An 18,524-nucleotide genomic window follows, 5' to 3' on the forward strand; every position below is an offset into this window, starting at 1 on the left:
CATGACCGGACCGGGCCGCTGCTCCGACCGGGAGATCGGGAGTACCCGCAGCTCACGATGTGAAACGCGGGCAGGTGAGAAGTTGCGCGCGAACGTCGAAAAGCGAGAACATCTCGCATGCTCGACCCCTTGCCCGAGGACGATGGGACTTCACCGACGGTCTCTGCGCCGCAGTTCGTAGGTCGTGATCGGGAGTTGGCGGCGCTACGCGTCGCCTTGGCCCGGCCACCGGCGATCGTGCTGGTCGAGGGTGAGGCGGGGATCGGGAAGAGCCGGCTGCTGCGCGAGTGGCTGGCCGCACCGGACGAGCGCACCGCCTTGGTCTCGGTGTGCCCGCCGCTTCGCGAGTCGCTGACGTTGGGGCCGATCGTCGACGCGTTCCGTGGGATCGACCGTCCGGTGTCGCGATTGCGGCTCACCGAGCTCGCGGGTGCGTTACGGCCCCTGTTCCCTGAATGGTCCTCGGACCTGCCGCCCGCATTGCCGCCTTTGAACGATGCGAAGGCGGCACGGCATCGCCTGTTCCGCGCCCTGGACGAGCTGCTGCGGGCTGCGGATGTCGACGTTCTCGTGGTCGAGGACGCTCACTGGGCCGACGAGGTGACCTTGGAGTTCCTGCTGTTCGTCGCCTCTCGGCAGCAATCGGACGGGCCGAGCCTCGTGATCTCCTATCGGCCGGAGGAGGTGGACGCGGGATCGCTGTTGCTGCGGCTGACGTCCCGGCTTCCTGCCGGCGTGACCCAGCTGAGGATCGCCCTGGCGCCGCTGCCACCCGGCGACACGGCGGCGCTGGTGTCCTCGATGCTGGACGGCAACCCGATCTCGCAGGAGTTCACGACGTTCATGCATGAGCGGACCGGCGGGGTTCCGCTGATGCTGGAGGAGTCGGTCCGCCTCATGTGCGACCGCGCCGACCTCGTCTTCCGCGACGGACAGTGGGTCCGGCTGAAGCTGCGCAAGCTCCAGGTGCCGCCGACGGTGCGCGACTCCACCCGGGAGCGGGTGGGCCGTCTGTCGCCGGCGGCGCAGCAGGTGCTGCGAGCCGCGGCCACGCTGGCCGAGCGGTCATCGGTGGCCACGATCGCGATGACCGCCGGTCTGTCACCGGCCGCGTGCCGAGGTGCCCTCGCGGAGGCGGCCGAGGTCGGCGTCCTGGACGGAGACGACCACGGCCAGTGGCGATTCCGGCACGCGCTGGCCGCCATGGCCGTCTACGAAGCGATCCCGCTGATCGACCGCAGGCACTTCCACCTGCGGGCCGGCCGGGCCTTGGAGGGCGTCCATCCGCTGCCTGTCGCACGCCTTGCCCACCACTTCCGCGAGGCGGGCGAGACGCGCTCCTGGGCGCGGTACGCCGAGCAGGGTGCCGAGCTGGCCATGGCCTCGGGTGACCACACCAAGGCGGTCGACCTGCTGGTCGATCTGCTGTCGTGGTCCGAGCTGCCACCGGCGGATCGGGCACGGGTCGCGCGCATCGCCGGAGTGGCCGCACTGGGCCGTCGCGAACCGGTCGACGAGGTCTACCACCGCGTGATCCGTACGTTGCGTTCGGTGCTGGAGACGCCCGGTCTCTCCGCCCGCCAGCAGGCCGAGATCCGTAACCCCCTGGGCCGCCTCCTGATCATCGGGGGCGAGGCGCAGGCCGCGCTCAGCGAGCTCGAGCAGGCGGTGACCAACCTCGACCATGACCCGGTCGAGGCGGCACGGGCGATGACGTATCTGGGCTGGGCTTATGCGGGACCGTGGCCGGCGTCGACCCACCGGCGCTGGCTGGATCGCGCCGCCGAGCTGGCCGCCGACGTCGACTCTCCCGCGGAGCGGCTGAACCTGGCCGGCAACCGAGCCGCCGCGCTGCTCATGCTCGGCGAGGAGGAGGCCTGGGATGTCGTCGCCGGCCTGCCCGTCGACGGCGCGACCTCGGCGGAGCGTCTCGACGTGGCCCGCATCCACACCAACGTCGGCACCGGCGCGCTGATCTGGGGCCGGTACGCCGACGCGGAGAGACACCTCGCCGTGGCCATGCGCCTCGCCGAGGCCGAGCAAGCGTCCCGGCTGCAGAACAACGTCCGGCTCGAACAGGCCAACCTGGCGTGGTTCACCGGCCGGTGGGAGGGCCTGGCGGAGGAGAGCGCGGCGCTGGCCGACGCCGACCGGGACCGGCCGGCGCTCTACCTCGGCAGCATCCGCCTCGCGGCCCGGCTGGCCGCCGCGGAGGGACGGCGGCGCGCCGCGGTGGAGCAGTTCCGGCTGGTCCTTGAGGAGTCCGCCCGTCTCGGCGCGGCCGACGACACGATGGAGGCCGCCGCCGCGCTGGCCAGGCTGTGGCTGACGGACGGAAACAGCGGCCGGGCGCTGCAGATCACGAACGAGCCGATGGACACGGTCCGGAGGAAGGGCATCTGGATCTGGGCGACGGACCTCGTCCCCGCCCGGATCGAGGCGCACCTGGCCGCGGGCGACCTGCGGGCCGCGACACGCCTGGCCGACCAGTTTGCCAGAGGACTGCGGGGCCGTACGGCGCCCGCGCCGCGCGCCGCCCTCGCCGTTTGCCGTGCGCTGCTGGCCGCCGCGGACGGAGACCACGCCCGCGCGGCGAGGGCGTACGACCGGGCGGCGCGCGCCTGGGACGCGTTGCCGCGCCCCTACGACGCCATGCTCGCCCGCGAGCGTCAAGCCGAGGCGCTCATCGCGCAAGGCCGGATCGAGCAGGGCCGGGAGCTGCTGGCCGCACAGTACGAGCAACTGTTCAGGCTCGGAGCCCGCGGCGATGCGGACCGGGTCGCACAGCGGCTTCGCGAACACGGCGCCGAGGTTCCGCGATTGTGGCGCGGCGGCCGGCGGGGATACGGCGACCGGCTCTCACCTCGTGAGCTCGACGTGGTCCGCCTGGTCGTCGCCGGCAAGACGAACCGGGAGATCAGCCGGATCCTGACCAAGTCACCGGCCACGGTGGATCAGCAGTTGCGTGCGGCGATGCGCAAGCTGAAGGTGAACTCCCGAACCGCGCTCGCCGTTAAGGCCGTAGAGTCCGGAGTGTTCGCAGAAGAGGATTCCTCCGGCGATTCGTCATGAAAAATAACGTATCCGCCGTATAGCGAAGGTCGCTGGCCCGCCCGAGCATGGCTCCCATGATCCATGGCCCTAGGGCAGCGCATGCCTGAGCGACCCACCGCGCGTGACGACTCCCTCATCGAGCGTCAGCGACCGCTGGAGCCGTCGCCCGGAGATGCCGGTGCCCCTGACACCGCTGACACCTTCGACACCCCTCACGCCCTCGACGCCCCGGACAGCCGGGACGACGCCCCGGACAGCCGGGATGACGGCGATGACGGCGATGACGAGAGCCACGACCCCTACCAACCCCTGTAGGCCGGAGGACCCCCGCACGTGAGACTGAAAGCCCTCGTCGCTCCGCTGACCTTAGCGGTCGGCCTGAGCATGATTTCGCCACCACCGGCGTCGGCCGCCGAGCCGGATCCCGGTGCACCCGCCGCCAAGATCGCGTCGGACCTGCAAGGCCGGTTCCGCACGGAGCCGGTCTCCGACTTCTGGATCACGTTCGACACCAATGCCGACCTCGAGCCGGCGAAGAAGATCACCGATTGGACCGCCCGCGGTCAGTTCGTCTACGACGCACTGAAGGCCGCGGCCAAGGCCTCCGTGGAGTCCGTCTCCGCCGAACTCGACGCGGCGGGCGTGAAGTACACCTCCTACCCGCTCGTCAACGCCGTGCTCGTCAAGGGCGGCACACAGGAGCTCGCGCTCGACGTCGCCTCGGTCAGGCAGGTCGCCGAGATCCATGCGGCGCCACAGGTCGCGCTGATCGATCCCGTGGACAAGAAGGCGCCGGACGACCAGGCCCCCCGCCCCAAGGCCACCGCCGAGGACGGCACCGTCACGTGGGGTCTGGACGCCATTCGCGCCCCCAAGGCCTGGGAGATGGGGGCCACCGGTGCCGGCATCACCGTGGCCAACATCGACTCGGGCGTGCAATTCGACCACCCCGCCCTGATGCGGCAATACCGCGGCACGAAGCCCGACGGCACCGTCGACCACAACTACAACTGGATGGCCACCCGGGATACGTGCACCGGAGCGCCGTGCGACGACAACGGACACGGCACGCACACCATGGGCACCATGGTCGGCGACGACGGCACCAACCACATCGGCGTCGCACCGGACGCGCAGTGGATCGCGACGAACGGCTGCTGCGAAGAGACCGGCGCCGAGTCGTTGCTCGAGTCCGGCTGGTGGTTGCTCGCCCCGACCGACGTCAACGGGAACAACCCCGACCCGTCCAAGCGCCCCCACGTCATCAACAACTCGTGGGGCCAGAGGCTCGAGCACGACTTCGAGGACTTCTTCCAGGCCATCGACGAGGCCTGGAGCGCCGCGGGCATTTTCAGCGTCTGGTCGGCGGGCAACTCCTCGCCGGCCGCGGCATGCGACACCATCTCCACGCCCGCCGCCGCCAAGAGCGCCTACTCGGTCGGCGCTTACGCGTCGGACGGCACGCTCGCGGCGTTCTCCCGCAAGGGCGAGGGTGTGGACGGCCAGATCAAGCCCGAGATCTCCGCTCCGGGCGTCGACGTCACGTCGTCCTACCCGAACAACGGTTACGCCGCGCTGTCCGGCACCTCGATGGCGGCTCCCCACGTCGCCGGCGCCGTCGCCGCCCTGTGGAGCTATGACCCGACCCTCATCGGGCAGGTCGAGGAGACCCGCCGCCTGCTGGCCGAGTCGGCCGTCGACGTCGACGACACCGAGTGCGGCGGCACCGCCGAGTTCAACAACAAGTACGGCGAAGGCCGGCTCGACCTCGTCCGCCTGCTCGAGCTCGCACCCCGGCAGGGCGGCACCCTCACCGGTGTCGTCACCGCCGACGGCAAGGCGGTCTCCGGCGTCGAGGTGACGATCAGCGGCCCGTTCAGCCGGTCCGTCGGGACCGACAAGGACGGCCGGTTCACGGTGAGCCTCCCGGTCGGCGACTACCAGCTCAGCACCAGGATCTTCGGGTACCTGACCGCGACCGCGAGCGCCTCGATCACCCTCGGCCAGGAGACCTCGGTCGAGATCGCCCTCACCGCCGCCGCGCGCCACGACATCACCGGCAAGGTCGTCGACGACAAGAAGCAGCCCGTCCCGAACGCCGAAGTCTCCGTCAAGGACACGCCGCTGGAGGCCGTGCGTACGGACGCCAACGGTGCGTTCACGATCGCCGGTGTGCCGGAGGGTCAGTACGCGCTCGCCGTCACGCCCAACGCCTGCTTCTCGCCGACGTCCGTCCCGTTGACCGTCGGCCCCGAGAACAATTCGCTGGAGATCCCGGTCGGGCTCGTCGTCGACGAGGGCGGCTACAGCTGCTCCGTCTCCGAAGGCGAGTACCTGCGCGGCACCGACAAGGTCACGTTCAGCAGCGGCGTGTGGGCGACGGTGGACCTGCCGTTCCCGATCGCGCTCTACAACGGCAGCCACGACACCATCTCGATCGGCCTGCGCGGTGTGATCTCCCCGACCACCACCACCGGACCCGGCAGCGGCGGCGCGGGCGTCTTCCCGTTCTGGATCCAGACCCCCGTCGAGTTCGCCTCCGACGGAGGAGTCTTCACGGCGGCCACCAAGGTCGACGGCGAGGACGCGTTCGTCATCGAGTACCGCAACGCCAAGATCTGGGCCTACCCGTTCCGGTCCGAGTACACCGAGCCGGTCAACTTCTCGGCCACGCTCACCCGCTCGGGCAAGGTGATCTTCGGGTACGGCGACGGCATCGGCACCGACGACCCGGTGACCGGCGGCGCCAAGGCCACCACCGGCATCCAGGGCTGGGCCGGCGTGGACGGCATCCGGTTCTCCGAGAACGTCCCGGTGCTCCGCGACGGAATGATCATCACCTTCGACCTGCCTGACTGGGGCTACGTCGACGCGACCGTCGTCGACAAGAACGACGGGCTGCCGGTGTCCGGGGCGAAGATCTCGATCACCGACAAGAACGGCCTCGTCGAGAGCGTCACGACCGACGGGACCGGCATCGTCCGCCGCCAGCTCCCGCTCGGCTCCTACACGATGACCGTCGAGGCGCCGAACTACGTGACGGGGTCGTACGACTTCACCCTCGACAAGCTCTACGCGAGGGCGACGATCGACACGCGCCTCAGCACCGGCGCCGCGAACCTGAAGGTGAGCGGTCTCGACGTCGTGATGGGAACCGGCCAGAACGGTGTGGGCACGCTGACGCTGACCAACACCGGCTCGGCCCCGCTCACGTACACGCTGGGCGAGGCCGCGCGCCACCCCGAGCTGGACGCCGACGGCGCCACCACGCGCACCGGGAAGGGCGCGGACAGCAAGATCGACCTCGCCGCGTGGAAGTCCGGCGCGAAGGGCATGAAGCCGTCGAGCATCGACGGCAAGAGCGAGACGTCGAGCACCGCGGAGGCGAAGGCGGCCAAGAAGGTCGGCAAGACCTCCGGCGGCGACGTCATCACCCGCATCCAGCTCCCAGGCAAGATCGAGGAGAAGGAGCCCTCCGGCATCGGGTACGACGGCGACGTCTGGGTCCACGACTACGACGCGCGGACCAACACCGCCTACACGGTGACCGGCAAGCCGACCGGCAAGGTCTTCGACGCCAAGTGGAACCCCGACTACCGGGCGTTCGACATGGCGCTCGACACCAAGACCGGCGACATGTGCCAGATCGAGGACAGCCCGGCCAGCTTCATCCACTGCTTCGACCGGCAGACGGGGAAGGAGACCAGCCAGATCAAGGGTGACTGGTCCACCATCCAGCTCACCGGGCTCGCCTACAACCCCGCCGAGGACGTGTTCTACGTCGGCGGCCGGGCGAACGGCCTGATCGGCACCGTCGCCGGGACGTCGCACGAGAACGCGGGTGAGCTGCTGTCCTTCTGCGCCCCGCCGCTGCGCGAGGTGATGGGCCTGGCCTACAACCAGGCGTCGAACACCATCTGGTACACCGACCGCACCACGGACAGGCCCACCCGCCTGCTACAGGTCCGCCCCGACGACTGCTCGCTCGTCAACGCGTGGTGGTTCCCCGGCCAGAAGGCCGGCCAGGGCGGCGGCCTCGAGACCGACGCGACCGGTGCGCTGTGGGCGGCCGACCAGCTCGCCGACGAGATCCTGCTGATCGACGTCGAGGACGACCTGATCACCGACCTGCCGTGGCTGTCGCTCTCCTCGGCCGGCGGCACCCTCGCCCCGGGCGAGACGGTGGAGGTCAAGGTCTCGATCTCCTCGAAGGACGCCGACCCGGGCACGCTCGGCGCGAACATCATCGTGCGCTCCGACGCGGGACGGCAGTCCAAGACCTACGTCCCGGTGACGCTCACGACCACGAAGTACCAGGTCGGCGTCAACGCCGGCGGCCCCTCGTTCACCGACGCCTCCGGCTTCACCTGGTCCGCCGACCAGGAGGCCCGCGGCAAGAAGTGGGGCTACACCGGGAAGGGCAAGACGATCACCACGCGGGTCCCGATCGCGGGCACCGAGGACGACGCCCTGTTCCAGTCCCAGCGCACCACGCAGGGCACGGGCCTGATCTACACGTTCCCCGACGCACCGAAGGGCACCTACGCCGTCGACCTCGGGTTCGCCGAGATCGAGAAGGTGAAGCCGGGCAAGCGGGTGTTCGACGTCCTCATCGGCGGCAAGCTGACGCGGTACGCCTACGACCCCGTCAAGGGCGTCGGCCCGGACGCCGCCGACTGGCACACCGCCGTGGCGGAGCACGACGGCGGACCGCTCACCGTGGAGCTGCGGGGCAGCAAGGGCCTGCGGGCCCCGAGCATCGCGGCGCTCCGCGTGACGCTCGATCCGCGCGGAGACAAGGAGGAGGAGCCGCAGCCGCAGCCCGAGGAGCCGGATCCGGGCCCCGTGCCCGTGTCCCCGCCGGCCGCTCGTACTCGGTGAAGGTGACCGAAGGGCTCTACCGCCAGGGCGCGCGGGACGCCGGGTGGCACGGCGACGACATGTGCGGCGTGCTGTGGTTCGACTCCAGCTTCCTGTTCCCGTTCTACGACACGGCCTGGGACGGCGTGTGCGTGAATTCGAACGGCGCGCTGGTCTTCGACCGGGCCAGCTCCCTGTGGAACAACACGGAGCTGCCGACGCGGTACGCCTACGACGGGATCTTCCCGTTCTGGGATGACCTGGTGATCGACGACGAGGCGGGCATCTACTTCGGCATGACCGAGGTGGACGGCCTGGCCGCCGAGGTCATCGAGTGGCGCAACGTCACCTTCGGCGACGACAGGACGGCCCGGGTGAGCTTCTCGGTCACCCTGATCGCGGACGGCCGCATCCAGATCGGGTACGGCCCCGGCGTCGGCGGCGAGAACCCGCTCACCCGCGGGTCGTCGGCGACGGTCGGCGTGGAGAGCCTGACGCGCAACCCCGCTCACCAGTACTCCTTCAACGAGCCCAAGCTGACGGCCGGTCTGGGCTTGGAGTACACGCTCCCGGCCGCGGGCACGATCGAGGGCACGGTCACCGACGCGAACGACGGCAAGCCGGTCGCGGGCGCGATCGTCACGCTCACCGGGCCGAGCGGCGAGCGGGTCATCACCGCCGACGCGAAGGGCCGGTGGAAGGCCCAGGCGCTGGTCGGTGAGAACACCGTGCAGATCTGGGCGCCGAACTACGTCACGGCGAGCCGCACCGTGACCATCGCGAACAAGGATCAGGCCGAGGTGTTCGACGCGGCGCTGACCACGGGCGTCGCGAGCGTCAAGGCGGGCGAGCTCGACTGGCTCCTCGGCCCGGACCAGAAGGCCACCGCCGACGTGACCGTGACCAACACCGGCTCCGCCCCGCTCGAGGTGCGGATCAGCGAGCAGAAGCGCACGGACGACGGCGGGCACGAGGCCGCCGACCTTCCGTGGCTGACCCTCTCGGGCGCGGCCGCGTCCGGCACGGTCACGCTCGCGGCCGGCGAGTCCACCACGGTCACGGCGACGGTCGACAACGCCGCCGTCGAGCCCGGCGTGCTCGCCGGGGACCTGCTCGTGGCGTCGAACGCCGCCAAGGGCGAAGCCCAGTTCAAGCCGGTCCGCCTGGCGACCTCTGCCTACTGGCAGGGCGTCGACGCGGGCGGGTCAGGGTACGTCGGTGCCGACGGCTTCGTCTGGTCGCCCGACCAGGAACTCGGCTCGCGGTCGTGGGGCCACGCCGGCGGCAAGGCACGCGCCACCAAGGCCGCCATCGGCGGCACGGAGGACGACGACCTGTTCCGCACCCAGCGGACCGGCAAGACGTTCTCCTACGTGTTCAAGAACGCGCCCGCCGGAAAGTACCGGATCGGCCTCGACTTCGCGGAGATCGAGAAGGTCAAGGCGGGCCAGCGTGCCTTCGATGTCCTGGTCGACGGCGAACCCGTGCTCCACGACCACGACGTGCAGGCGAAGGTGGGCGCGCTGACCGCGGACGCCAACACGGTCACCGTCGAGCACGACGGCGGCGATCTGAAGATCGAGTTCACCCGCGAGAACGGCGAGCGCGACCCGATCATCAACGCCCTGAGGGTTCAGGAGGACCCACGCCTCTGAGATAGCCCGACGGCGGCGGTCAGAGCCTCCCGGAGCGGATCGCCGGGGAGGCTCCGACCACGCCCACCGGCTCTGCGGCCTTCGACCTCGCTCGCCGCGCAGGACAGCTACCGCCTGTCCTGCGCGGCCGTTCGTTTTCAGCCGTCCCAGGGGTGGGTTTCCAGGTTGCCCAGCCGGTCGACGGCTCCGCGGTCTTCGCGGGCCAGGATCGTCACCATGTCGTCCGCCTCGTCCGGGGTGACGTGGCGGCCGTGGGAATGGCGGGCCTTCTCATCAGGGGTTTCCAGCCAGAGCCTGCGGCCGTTCTCCCACCGCATCTGGACGACGCCGCCCGAACGTCCGATGAAGACGGCGAAGTTGCCCGCCCTGGGCGTGAGGTCGAGCAGGAGGCTTCTGGCCTGCGGCAGCGATACCGGTACCGGATCGTCCTCGTGGCGGCGGATCGTCTCGGTCACCTCTTCGCCGATGCCGCCTGGTCGGCGGTGACGGCGGCGTCGTTGAACACCCCGTAGGCCAGGCTGAGGCGGCCGCCGTCCACGGCGTCCCGCATGTCCTGCCGGTGGCAGAAGACGTAGCCGCGATACGCGTGCCGCTCGTCCTCCGGCACTTCACCGCCTAGCTCCGCGATTGCGCAGCTCTGGCAGCAGGTGAAGTCGGTCCTGGCGACGATGCCGTCGAAGTCGTCCGCACCCAGCGCGAGGAGAAGCCGTACGAGTTCTCGCGCATCCGACTTTTGCGTCTCGTCGACCATGCTCCCGTAGTATGCCGTTCCACCGGGTTGCGGAAGGCGCTCAGCTCAGGGCGGCGATGGCGGCGCGGCTCCAGAAGCCGCCGTCGGCCGACAGCGTGCCGGCCGCCCACGTCATGCCCGTACGAGCCGTCCCCGCGACCTTGAAGAACTGCGACCTCTTCAGCCCCGGAACCTTCGGCAGGCTTGGCAGCTTGACCGGGGACGCGCCAGGGGAGGCGAGCCGCCAGCTCTCGCGCAGGCGCGGGCTGCCGCTCACGACGAGAGCGCTGCCGGACGGGCCCGCGGCCAGGAGAGGGCAGCAGTAGTCGCGATCGCCGGAGGCGTCCTGCCGGGTCCAGCTCCGGCCGTCCCAGTGCAGCAGGATCGGCGGTGGATCGGCCGGTTCGTTCTCCACCTCGCCGTGGTTGAACGTGTGCGTGCCGCTCGCCCACACGTCGTCACGCCCCAGGACGAGCACGCTCTCCAGCGACGCGGTGCCCTCGGGCGGCTTGGGCGACGGGAACGCGTACGTCGGGGTGCGCACCAGCCGCCAGGAGCCGCCGTCCCAGCGCATGGCCGCGGGCTGGGCCTCCTCGGTCGCGGTGACGCCCTCCCCAGAGGTGCGGAAGCCGACGGCCCACAGCCCGGTGGCGCGCGAGCCGTCCAGGGCCGTGGCGTTCGCGGGCAAGGGCACCTTCGTCCATGAACGCCCGTCCCAGCGCAACGCCTCCTGCTCGCCGGGTCCGAGGACGGCCCAGGCGTCGGCGGGGCCGAGCACCTTGAAGGCGGCGACACCTGGGGATTCGATACGCCCAGGAATCTGATGCCATGCCGAGCCGTCCCAGCGGACCGCCATCAGCGCCCGATGGTGCTTTTCGCCGGGCACCACCTCGGGGAGCAGCAGCCAGACGTCGTCCGGGCCGGACGCGGCGATCCACACCTCCCCGGCGGACGGGACGACGGGCGGGCCCGGCGGCGGCTCGGCCTCGCGCCAGGCGGTGCCGTCGTGGCGGAGGAGCAGCAGCCGGCCGTCCACGGCCCCCGCCGCCCACGCCTCCTGCGGCCCGGCGGTGGTGATGCCGGTGATGCGGGATCCGGGGCGCTCGCTGATGTAGGCGTACCGCCAGCCGTCGGGGGCGGCGGCCGGGGTGACGACAGGGCCCGGCGTCGGCGACCGCCTTTGTCTGGTTGTGCTGGTCGCGGTCTCGGCCGCTGACGCATTGGTGGCCGAGGGGTCGCCCGTCTGCTGTCCCGCCGCGCATCCCGCCACCAGCAGGACCGACGCCATCAGCGCCGACGCTCCGATCCTCACGCCGTACACGCTACTGATCCGGGCGCCCGGGGGAGACGGAAAGAGAGCGGAACAACGCGTGTGCGTTCCCGAGTGCGAATGGCCGGTGAATTCACGGACTTCGGGTGTGGCCGGCGAGCCAGACGCCGGTGATGACGCCGACGACGCGCACCGGCCAGGAACGGCTCACCAGGGAGCCCGCCACGATCCAGACACCGGCGAGGACGTGGCCGCCGAGCCGAACGGCCCAGGCCGTGTTACCACCGCGGCCTCCGGTGTCTCCGAGGCGGAACTGAGCGTCCTCGTCTGTCTGTACGAGTCCGGCGGAAGCGCACGGCAGAACGCCCTCGCAGCAGCTCTCGGCTCGGCCCGGACGGCGCCAAGACGCTCAACGCCCTCGTGGATCGCCTGCTGTCCGGTGAAGGGGGTGGCTGAGGCCGGGCGCGTGCCGTGTCCCGGTTGTTTTGAGCGGAGTCGCGAAGAGGGCCGCTCGGCGATGGCGCCGTTCAGACGCCGTCCGCGTCCGGCGAGTTCTCGAAGCAACGCGCGGGTGGGGCATCGGGGCCGAATGGCGTGGACGCGCCCTGGCCCGCCTGTGGTTCGGGGGCCAGGGCAGCGTCAGGTACGGGAGGCCGTGACTTCCTCGGTGGGTGCGGTGGTACGGGTCCGCAGCGTGGTGGCGGCGGTCAGGGCGCCCACGAGGGCGATGGCGGCGGCTCCGGCGAAGGCGGCTGAGAACCCGTCGGTGAGTGCGGGCTCAGCAAGGTGAGCGCGGACGGCGCGATCAGCGCGGCCCCCACGCCCTGCACGGCGCGGCCGGTCAGCTCGACCCACACCTCGGGTGCGATCCCGGCCAGGAGCGAGCCCGCGAGCAGAGCGATCCAGCCGGTGGTGAAGAGCCTGCGGGCGCCGAACAGGTCCGACAGGTGGCCGCCCAGCAGCAGGAGGCCGCCGAACGCGACGACGTACGCGTTGAAGACCCAGGACAGGTCTTCCTGCGAGAAGCCGAGGTCCTGCTGGATGCGGGGCAGGGCGACGCCGATGATCGACGTATCCATGATCACGATGAACTGGGCGGTGGCGATCAGGGCGAGTGCGGCCCAGCGCCGGGGTGATGGTGCGGACATGAGAACTCTCTGGTCAGGAAGCGAAATACCCTTAGGGGGTATGTGTGATGGCTAAATACATACCACCCGGGGGTATCTGTCAAGTCCGCGGCTCCGGCTGAAATACGGTAGGGGGGTATGGTGTTGTCGTGAGCGGCTGACTAGGAGGGGTGAGCATGCCCGGATACACCGGTACGAAGCAGGACTACGCGATGCGCCTGCGCCGCATCGAAGGGCAGGTCCGCGGTTTGCAACGCATGGTCGAAGACGACAAGTACTGCATCGACATCCTGACGCAGGTGTCGGCGGCGACCAGCGCGTTGAAGTCGTTCTCCCTGGCGCTGCTCGAAGAGCACCTCGCTCACTGCGTCGCCGAGGCCACGCAGAAAGGCGGTCCCGAGGCGGACGCCAAGGTCAAGGAGGCGTCCGACGCCATCGCCCGGCTCGTTCGCTCCTGATCCGTGAACGCCGTGGTGGCTAAAGCGCCAGGAGGGCGTGGCAGTGGTGGGCCAGGCGCGCGGTCAGGCCCGGTGCCGCCGCCAGTGCGGCGGGGCCCGCGAGCAGCGCCGTGACCGCCACGAGCCCCTTGCCCGTCGCCAGGCCGACCAGCGCGGCCGCGGTGTGGGGGTGGCGGCGGGCCGCCGTGTCGTCGGCCGGCAGCTCGACCAGGCGCGCGATCTCCACAAGTCCTCGGCCGGCTCTGATGTGAGCGCCGCCCTGCCCGGCCCACCGGTGCGGCCACTATACCCACAGGGGGTATAGTGGCCGCCGGCTGCCCGGGTTCGTTCGTCTCTGTTGCGGTAGAAGGGACGTGTCGGAAATGACGCATCACGATGGGCATGAGATGCACGAGCACGGCTCTCACACGTCCGCTACGGACCCGCAGAGTAGTCACGGACGGCATCAGCCCGAGGGACACGGTCACCACGGGCCGACGAAGGCGACGTGGGGAGTGGCCGCTTCGGCGACCTTGCACTGTCTCACGGGTTGTGCGATCGGCGAGGTGCTCGGCATGGTCATCGCCACCGCCCTGGGCTGGCACAACCTGCCCAGCATCCTGCTGGCCGTCGTGCTGGCGTTCATCTTCGGGTACGCGCTCACGCTGCGCGGCCTGTTCCGTGCCGGCGTGACGTGGCGCAAGGCGCTGCGCCTGGCCCTGGCCGCCGACACCCTGTCGATCCTCGTCATGGAGATCGTCGACAACGGCGTCATGCTGGTCATACCCGGCGCGATGGACGCGACCCTGGCCTCGGGGCTGTTCTGGGGCGCGCTGGTGGTCTCGCTGCTGATCGCCTTCCTCGTCACCACGCCGATCAACAAGTGGATCATCGGACGGGGCAGGGGGCACGCGGTGATCCACGCCTACCACCACTGACGGCGCGATCGACGCGCGACACGCTCGCCGCGGTCGAGGACGCCCGCCTGCCCGAGGTGGCCCGGCAGTGGATGGAGCGGGATCCGACCGGCCTCGGCGATCTCGACGACGCGATCCACATGCTCGGTGAGTTCGTCGCGCTGGCCCGCCGGGCCAAGGAGAGCGATGAGCTGCTCTACTGCTGGAGCATCGCCGGCTGATCCCGCGCCCGTCAGGGGCCTCGCGCACGAACCTCGGCACGCTCACCCCCATGGTGGGCCACTCGTCCCCGGGCCGCCGGGTGCGCGATGGCCGAACCCGTCGTGCCTGTTCACACGCTCGATGGTGCACCGTCGAATTGACGAGTGGGCATGTGCCCACTAAGAATGGGCGAGCGGTCACAAGGGCCGTCCCGAGGAAGGAGTGCGTATCCATGGAGACTCCGGACGTGACGGACGTCCTCATCGTCGGCGCGGGGCCGGTGGGCCTGACCCTGGCGTGCGACCTCGCCCGGCGCGGCGTCGCCGTGCGGATCATCGATCGTGTCACCACGCACCCCGTGGGGACGCGGGCCCGTGGCGTCCGCGCCCGCACGCAGGAGGTGTTCGAGGACCTGGGGGTGCTGGGCCGCCTGGTGGAACGCGCCGAGCCGGCTCTTCCCACGCGCTTCTACGACGCGCAGGGCCAGGTGGTGCGCGAGGCGGTGATGTACGACGCGCCGCCCCTGCCCGGCGCGCCCTACCCGGGCAGCCTCATGGTGGGACAGCAGTTCACCGAGGAGGCCCTGCGCGAGCGGCTGGCCTCGCTCGGCGTCCGGGTGGAGCTCGGGTGCGAGCTTGTCGACCTCACCCAGGACGGCGACCAGGTCACGGCATGCCTCAGAGTGGACGGCCGGCACCGCGACGTCCGGGCGCGTTACCTCGTCGGATGCGACGGCGGCGGCAGCACCGTGCGCAAGCGGGCCGGGATCGCTTTCCTCGGCGAAACGTGGGAGCAGCAGCGCATGCTGTACGGCAACCTCAGCGTGGACGGGCTGGACGCCTCGGCCGCGCACATGTGGGCCACCGGTCCTGGCGCGATGGTGACGCTGGCCCCCATGCCGAAGAGCGGCACCTGGTTCTTCACCGCGCCGCTGCCCCAGGGGGCGGAGCAGGAGCCGTCCTCGATCTCGGTCGAGACCTTCGCCGAGATCTTCCGGCAGCGGGTCGGGCTGCCCGGGGTGCGCTTCCGCGATCCGGTCTACCTGTCGGTGTACCGGGTCAACATCCGCATGGTGGACCGGTACCGCAACGGCCGCGTCCTCCTGGCCGGGGACGCCGCGCACGTGCACGCCCCGGCCGGCGGCCAGGGCATGAACACGGGCGTCCAGGACGCCTACAACCTCGGCTGGAAGCTCGCGTACGTCCTGCGCGGAGCCCCCGAGGCGCTGCTCGACACCTACGAGGAGGAGCGCCTGCCGGTCGCCCGGCACGTGCTGGCCTCGACCACCGCGCGGGGGAGGTACTGGACCGGCTCCGACTCGGCGCGCGTGTCGGAGCGCATCGTCGGCGCGTTTCAGGGCAAGGACCCGTTCGCCGACGTCAGCCAGCTCGGCATCACCTACCGGGGCGGCAGCCTGGCCCGCGACCTGGACGAGGCGCTCGGCATCCGCGCGGGCGACCGCGCCCCGGACGCCCGCTGCACCGCCCCGGCGAGCGGGGCGCAGGTGCGGCTGTTCGACCTGTTCCGCGGCCCGCACTTCACGCTGCTCGTCTTCGGAAGCGGGCCCGCGCCTCGGGCGGGCGAGGACGTGCACGTCCACCGCATCGTCAAGCCGGGGCTTGCGTACGAGGGCGGCGAGAGCGTGCTCATCGACGCGGAGGGGGATGCGCACGCTCTCTACGGGGTGGACGGCGACGGCCTTGTGCTGGTCCGCCCTGACGGGTACGTCGCACTCACGGGAGCCCGCTGGGACGACGACACCGTGTCCGGCTACCTCGAACACGCCCTCGGCGGCCGGGCGTACGAGCGGCTGCCGTTCTGACGGAGGGCGGGGTCAGTGGTGGCGGCGGGCGAGGATGGGGTGGAGGACCCTCTCGTACGCGTTCGCGTACGTCATCATCCCCAGGTCGCTCGGATGCGACCCATCGACCAGCTCCTCCGCCTCCGGCAGTTCGTCGGCCGACAAGTACGACAGGCCCGTCACGCCGGCGTCGCGCAGGTTCCGGTACGCGGCCTGGAGGGCGGCGGCGTTCTGGGCGTTGCGGTCGCGACGGAACTTGACGAACCGCCCGTCGCCGTAGCGGCGGTCCTCGACGAGGACGATGGGGGTGTCCGGGCGGGCCTCGCGCAGGATGCGCACGAAGGGTTCGGCGCGTTCGGAGATCTGCTGCGGGTTCATGTTGGGAGAGCTGTCGACGACGTACACCGACGCCTCGATCTCGGTGAGCAGCTCGGCGATCTCCGGCTCCATGCGGGCGTTGCCGGAGAAGCCGAGGTTGATGGCGGGGATGTCGAAGCGGCGGCCCAGGAGCGCGGTGATGGACATGCCGGGGCGGGAGGCGACGCCGCCCTGCATGATCGAGCTGCCGTAGAAGACGGCGGGCGGGTCGGTACGCGGGGCGACGCCGACGAACTTCGAGCCGGCCTTGACGCCGATCTGGAGGGTCTGCGGGGTGTTGTACAGCGGGAGGTAGGCGGTGTAGAGGCGCTCGCCGGGATCGACCGCGAGGCCCATCTGCTCGTCGACGTCCTGACCCGCCGGGTGCGTGTTGGCCAGCCAGGCGTCGTAGCCGTCCTCGGCGCGCGCGTACAGATCGACGCCGCTGTGGCCGATGGCGGGCATGTGGTACATCGCGGTGGTGGCCGAGATGAGCCGGTAGCGGGCGCGGAAGGTGGTGGAGTCGGACACGAAGCGGGTCAGGATCCCGGCGGAGGTACGGCTGCGCGCCCACACCTCGGGGGTCACGACGCCTTCCGCCTTGGCCGGCAGCCGGTCGAAGTACGCCTTGGTGTCGGACCAGCCCTTGCCTTCGACGCCCCAATGGGACACGTCGTACCAGGCGATGTCGCCTTCGACGGAGACGGGTTGCACCTCGACGAACCCTTCGGGCCAGGCGGGGCGGCGGCGCGGCCTGTTGTGTGCGGCTTCCGCGGGGGCCGCTTCCGCGTGGGCGGGAGCGGATAACAGGCCGGACGTGGCGAGTGCGGCTCCGCCCGCGCCCGCAAGCCCGAACAGGTGGCGGCGATTGACCATGGGGTTTCCCACTGCTGCTCCCTTGTCGATCGGAGTGTCTCAGGGCTCAGGCTTGACGGGAAGGGCGCGGTCCCAAGGCAGGGTGGTCATGCGTCGGCCCTGATGCGACGATGATCGGACCCGGCCTGACGGTCGCGGCCCGTCGGAGGGACGGAGGAGCGGCGGGGCGACGGCGCTCCGCCATTGGTTCACCTGGAGGGTCAGGATTCTTCGGTGACTGTAAGAGTTGGTATACAAGTCGTCAATACCAATTCGTGGCCGGGGCGTAAACTGCAGGAGAACGGTCGGGGTCGCCGGCGACGGGCCTGAGGGGCCGGTGAGACCGTCTGGAGGGGGCCGGTGAAAGGGCTGGAGGGGTGGACGTGAGCGACGCGGACGCTCGGCGCGGGCGCAAGCACAACATGGTCCGTGAGCGGATCATGAGCCTGCTCGAAGACCTCAACGTGGGCGATCCGATCCCTCCCGAGCGGGTGCTCGAAGAGGACTGCGGGGTCTCCAGGCTCACGGTGCGCCGCGCCGTCGACGACCTGGTCAGGGACGGCCATCTCATCCGCAGGCAGGGCAGCGGCACCTACGTCGCGCGGCCCACGATCACCCAGTCGCCCACGGCCTCGTCGTTCTCCATGGGCCTGCGCCGGCGCGGCATCACGCCCTCGACGCGCGTCCTCGGCGTGGAGCGGTCCGACGCGGGCGTCCGCCTGAGCTGGCGGCTGCAGATCGCGCCGTCCGACGCGATCGTGACGATCAAGCGGCTGCGGCTGGCCGACGGCGACCCGATCGCGCTCGCCACCACCACGCTGCCGGACGCCCTGGTGCCCGACCTGCCCGCCCAGGAGCTGGAGGAGAAGTCCCTCTACCGGCTGCTCGCCGACAAGTACGGGCTCAAGGTGGCATCGGGCACCCAGAACATCGAGCCGACGGTGCTCAGCCCCGAGGAGTCCGAGGTGCTCGAAGCACCGCCGTATTCGCCCGCGTTCCTGTTCAGGACCGTGACCCGCACGTCGGACGGCGTTCCCATCGAGTTCACCAGGACGTTGTTCAGAGGCGACCGCTACATGATCACATCGGAGCTGGACCTGACGGCGAACCCGGAGGAGGATCTCGGCCACCCCCGCGGGGTGACGCAGGCGGCGACGTCCTTGGGATGACGACTTGCCGACTGCCGGAGGACAATTGGTGTACAAGAGGTATTGACATCACCCATATTGGATAACACCATTTCGTGCATCGTGACCTTGC

15 protein-coding genes are annotated in these 18,524 nt (G+C 70.6%); 8 read left to right on the forward strand and 7 right to left on the reverse strand.

Features of this window, described 5'->3' with window-relative positions; translation table 11 throughout:
• Nucleotides 1-117: 117 nt before the first annotated feature.
• Nucleotides 118-3,072, forward strand: coding sequence for a helix-turn-helix transcriptional regulator (locus WBK31_RS02395; RefSeq protein WP_406674256.1), 2,955 nt, complete (start codon nucleotides 118-120; stop codon nucleotides 3,070-3,072).
• Nucleotides 3,073-3,141: 69 nt separating this feature from the next.
• On the opposite strand, the gene WBK31_RS02400 is transcribed toward WBK31_RS02395, so the two are convergent.
• The gene (locus WBK31_RS02400; RefSeq protein WP_364058241.1) at nucleotides 3,142-3,348 is read right to left on the reverse strand and encodes a hypothetical protein; all 207 of its coding nucleotides are present in this window, start codon (nucleotides 3,346-3,348) and stop codon (nucleotides 3,142-3,144) included.
• 39 nt (nucleotides 3,349-3,387) lie between these two features.
• On the opposite strand from WBK31_RS02400, the gene WBK31_RS02405 reads away from it, so the two are divergent.
• Together WBK31_RS02405 and WBK31_RS02410 are read left to right on the forward strand one after the other, a co-directional pair.
• The gene (locus WBK31_RS02405) at nucleotides 3,388-7,935 is read left to right on the forward strand and encodes a S8 family serine peptidase (RefSeq protein WP_406674257.1); all 4,548 of its coding nucleotides are present in this window, start codon (nucleotides 3,388-3,390) and stop codon (nucleotides 7,933-7,935) included.
• 2 nt (nucleotides 7,936-7,937) lie between these two features.
• Nucleotides 7,938-9,569 carry a malectin domain-containing carbohydrate-binding protein gene (locus tag WBK31_RS02410; RefSeq protein WP_406674258.1) on the forward strand — a complete coding sequence of 544 codons (1,632 nt, stop codon included), beginning with the start codon at nucleotides 7,938-7,940 and terminating at the stop codon, nucleotides 9,567-9,569.
• A 137-nt stretch (nucleotides 9,570-9,706) separates the two neighbouring features.
• On the opposite strand, the gene WBK31_RS02415 is transcribed toward WBK31_RS02410, so the two are convergent.
• The 4 genes from WBK31_RS02415 to WBK31_RS02430 all read right to left on the reverse strand — a co-directional run bounded on the left by WBK31_RS02415 (nucleotide 9,707) and on the right by WBK31_RS02430 (nucleotide 12,717).
• Entirely contained in the window at nucleotides 9,707-10,024 is a 318-nt protein-coding gene (locus WBK31_RS02415) for a hypothetical protein (protein ID WP_378784858.1), read from the reverse strand.
• Nucleotides 10,021-10,320, reverse strand: a complete 300-nt coding sequence (locus WBK31_RS02420; protein WP_406674259.1) for a DUF6891 domain-containing protein — start codon at nucleotides 10,318-10,320, stop codon at nucleotides 10,021-10,023. The genes WBK31_RS02415 and WBK31_RS02420 overlap by 4 nt, the downstream gene beginning before the upstream one ends.
• A 40-nt stretch (nucleotides 10,321-10,360) precedes the next feature.
• On the reverse strand, nucleotides 10,361-11,611 hold the full coding sequence (locus WBK31_RS02425; RefSeq protein WP_364058233.1) for a hypothetical protein: 1,251 nt from the start codon (nucleotides 11,609-11,611) through the stop codon (nucleotides 10,361-10,363).
• 665 nt (nucleotides 11,612-12,276) lie between these two features.
• The gene (locus WBK31_RS02430) at nucleotides 12,277-12,717 is read right to left on the reverse strand and encodes an MFS transporter (protein ID WP_406674260.1); all 441 of its coding nucleotides are present in this window, start codon (nucleotides 12,715-12,717) and stop codon (nucleotides 12,277-12,279) included.
• Nucleotides 12,718-12,872: 155 nt separating this feature from the next.
• Here WBK31_RS02430 and WBK31_RS02435 point away from each other — a divergent pair, with 155 nt between their 5' ends.
• A complete protein-coding gene (locus WBK31_RS02435; protein ID WP_364058227.1) occupies nucleotides 12,873-13,154 on the forward strand; it encodes a metal-sensitive transcriptional regulator in 282 nt (93 codons plus the stop codon).
• Between the two features lie 19 nt (nucleotides 13,155-13,173).
• On the opposite strand, the gene WBK31_RS02440 is transcribed toward WBK31_RS02435, so the two are convergent.
• Entirely contained in the window at nucleotides 13,174-13,380 is a 207-nt protein-coding gene (locus tag WBK31_RS02440) for a hypothetical protein (protein ID WP_364058224.1), read from the reverse strand.
• Nucleotides 13,381-13,648: 268 nt separating this feature from the next.
• Between WBK31_RS02440 and WBK31_RS02445 the strand changes: the two genes are divergently transcribed.
• The 3 genes from WBK31_RS02445 (at nucleotide 13,649) to WBK31_RS02455 (ending at nucleotide 16,073) form a co-directional block, all read left to right on the forward strand.
• Nucleotides 13,649-14,071 carry a DUF4396 domain-containing protein gene (locus WBK31_RS02445; RefSeq protein WP_364058221.1) on the forward strand — a complete coding sequence of 141 codons (423 nt, stop codon included), beginning with the start codon at nucleotides 13,649-13,651 and terminating at the stop codon, nucleotides 14,069-14,071.
• Between the two features lie 71 nt (nucleotides 14,072-14,142).
• A complete protein-coding gene (locus WBK31_RS02450) occupies nucleotides 14,143-14,271 on the forward strand; it encodes a hypothetical protein (RefSeq protein WP_364058218.1) in 129 nt (42 codons plus the stop codon).
• A 212-nt stretch (nucleotides 14,272-14,483) separates the two neighbouring features.
• Nucleotides 14,484-16,073 carry an FAD-dependent monooxygenase gene (locus tag WBK31_RS02455; RefSeq protein ID WP_364058215.1) on the forward strand — a complete coding sequence of 530 codons (1,590 nt, stop codon included), beginning with the start codon at nucleotides 14,484-14,486 and terminating at the stop codon, nucleotides 16,071-16,073.
• Nucleotides 16,074-16,085: 12 nt separating this feature from the next.
• Here WBK31_RS02455 and WBK31_RS02460 read toward each other — a convergent pair whose 3' ends face one another.
• Nucleotides 16,086-17,297, reverse strand: a complete 1,212-nt coding sequence (locus WBK31_RS02460) for an SGNH/GDSL hydrolase family protein (RefSeq protein WP_406674261.1) — start codon at nucleotides 17,295-17,297, stop codon at nucleotides 16,086-16,088.
• 350 nt (nucleotides 17,298-17,647) lie between these two features.
• Between WBK31_RS02460 and WBK31_RS02465 the strand changes: the two genes are divergently transcribed.
• Nucleotides 17,648-18,433, forward strand: a complete 786-nt coding sequence (locus WBK31_RS02465; protein WP_364058210.1) for a GntR family transcriptional regulator — start codon at nucleotides 17,648-17,650, stop codon at nucleotides 18,431-18,433.
• Nucleotides 18,434-18,524 lie beyond the last annotated feature (91 nt).

The organism is Nonomuraea sp. N2-4H (assembly GCF_045291505.1).
Lineage (GTDB): Bacteria > Actinomycetota > Actinomycetes > Streptosporangiales > Streptosporangiaceae > Nonomuraea > Nonomuraea fastidiosa.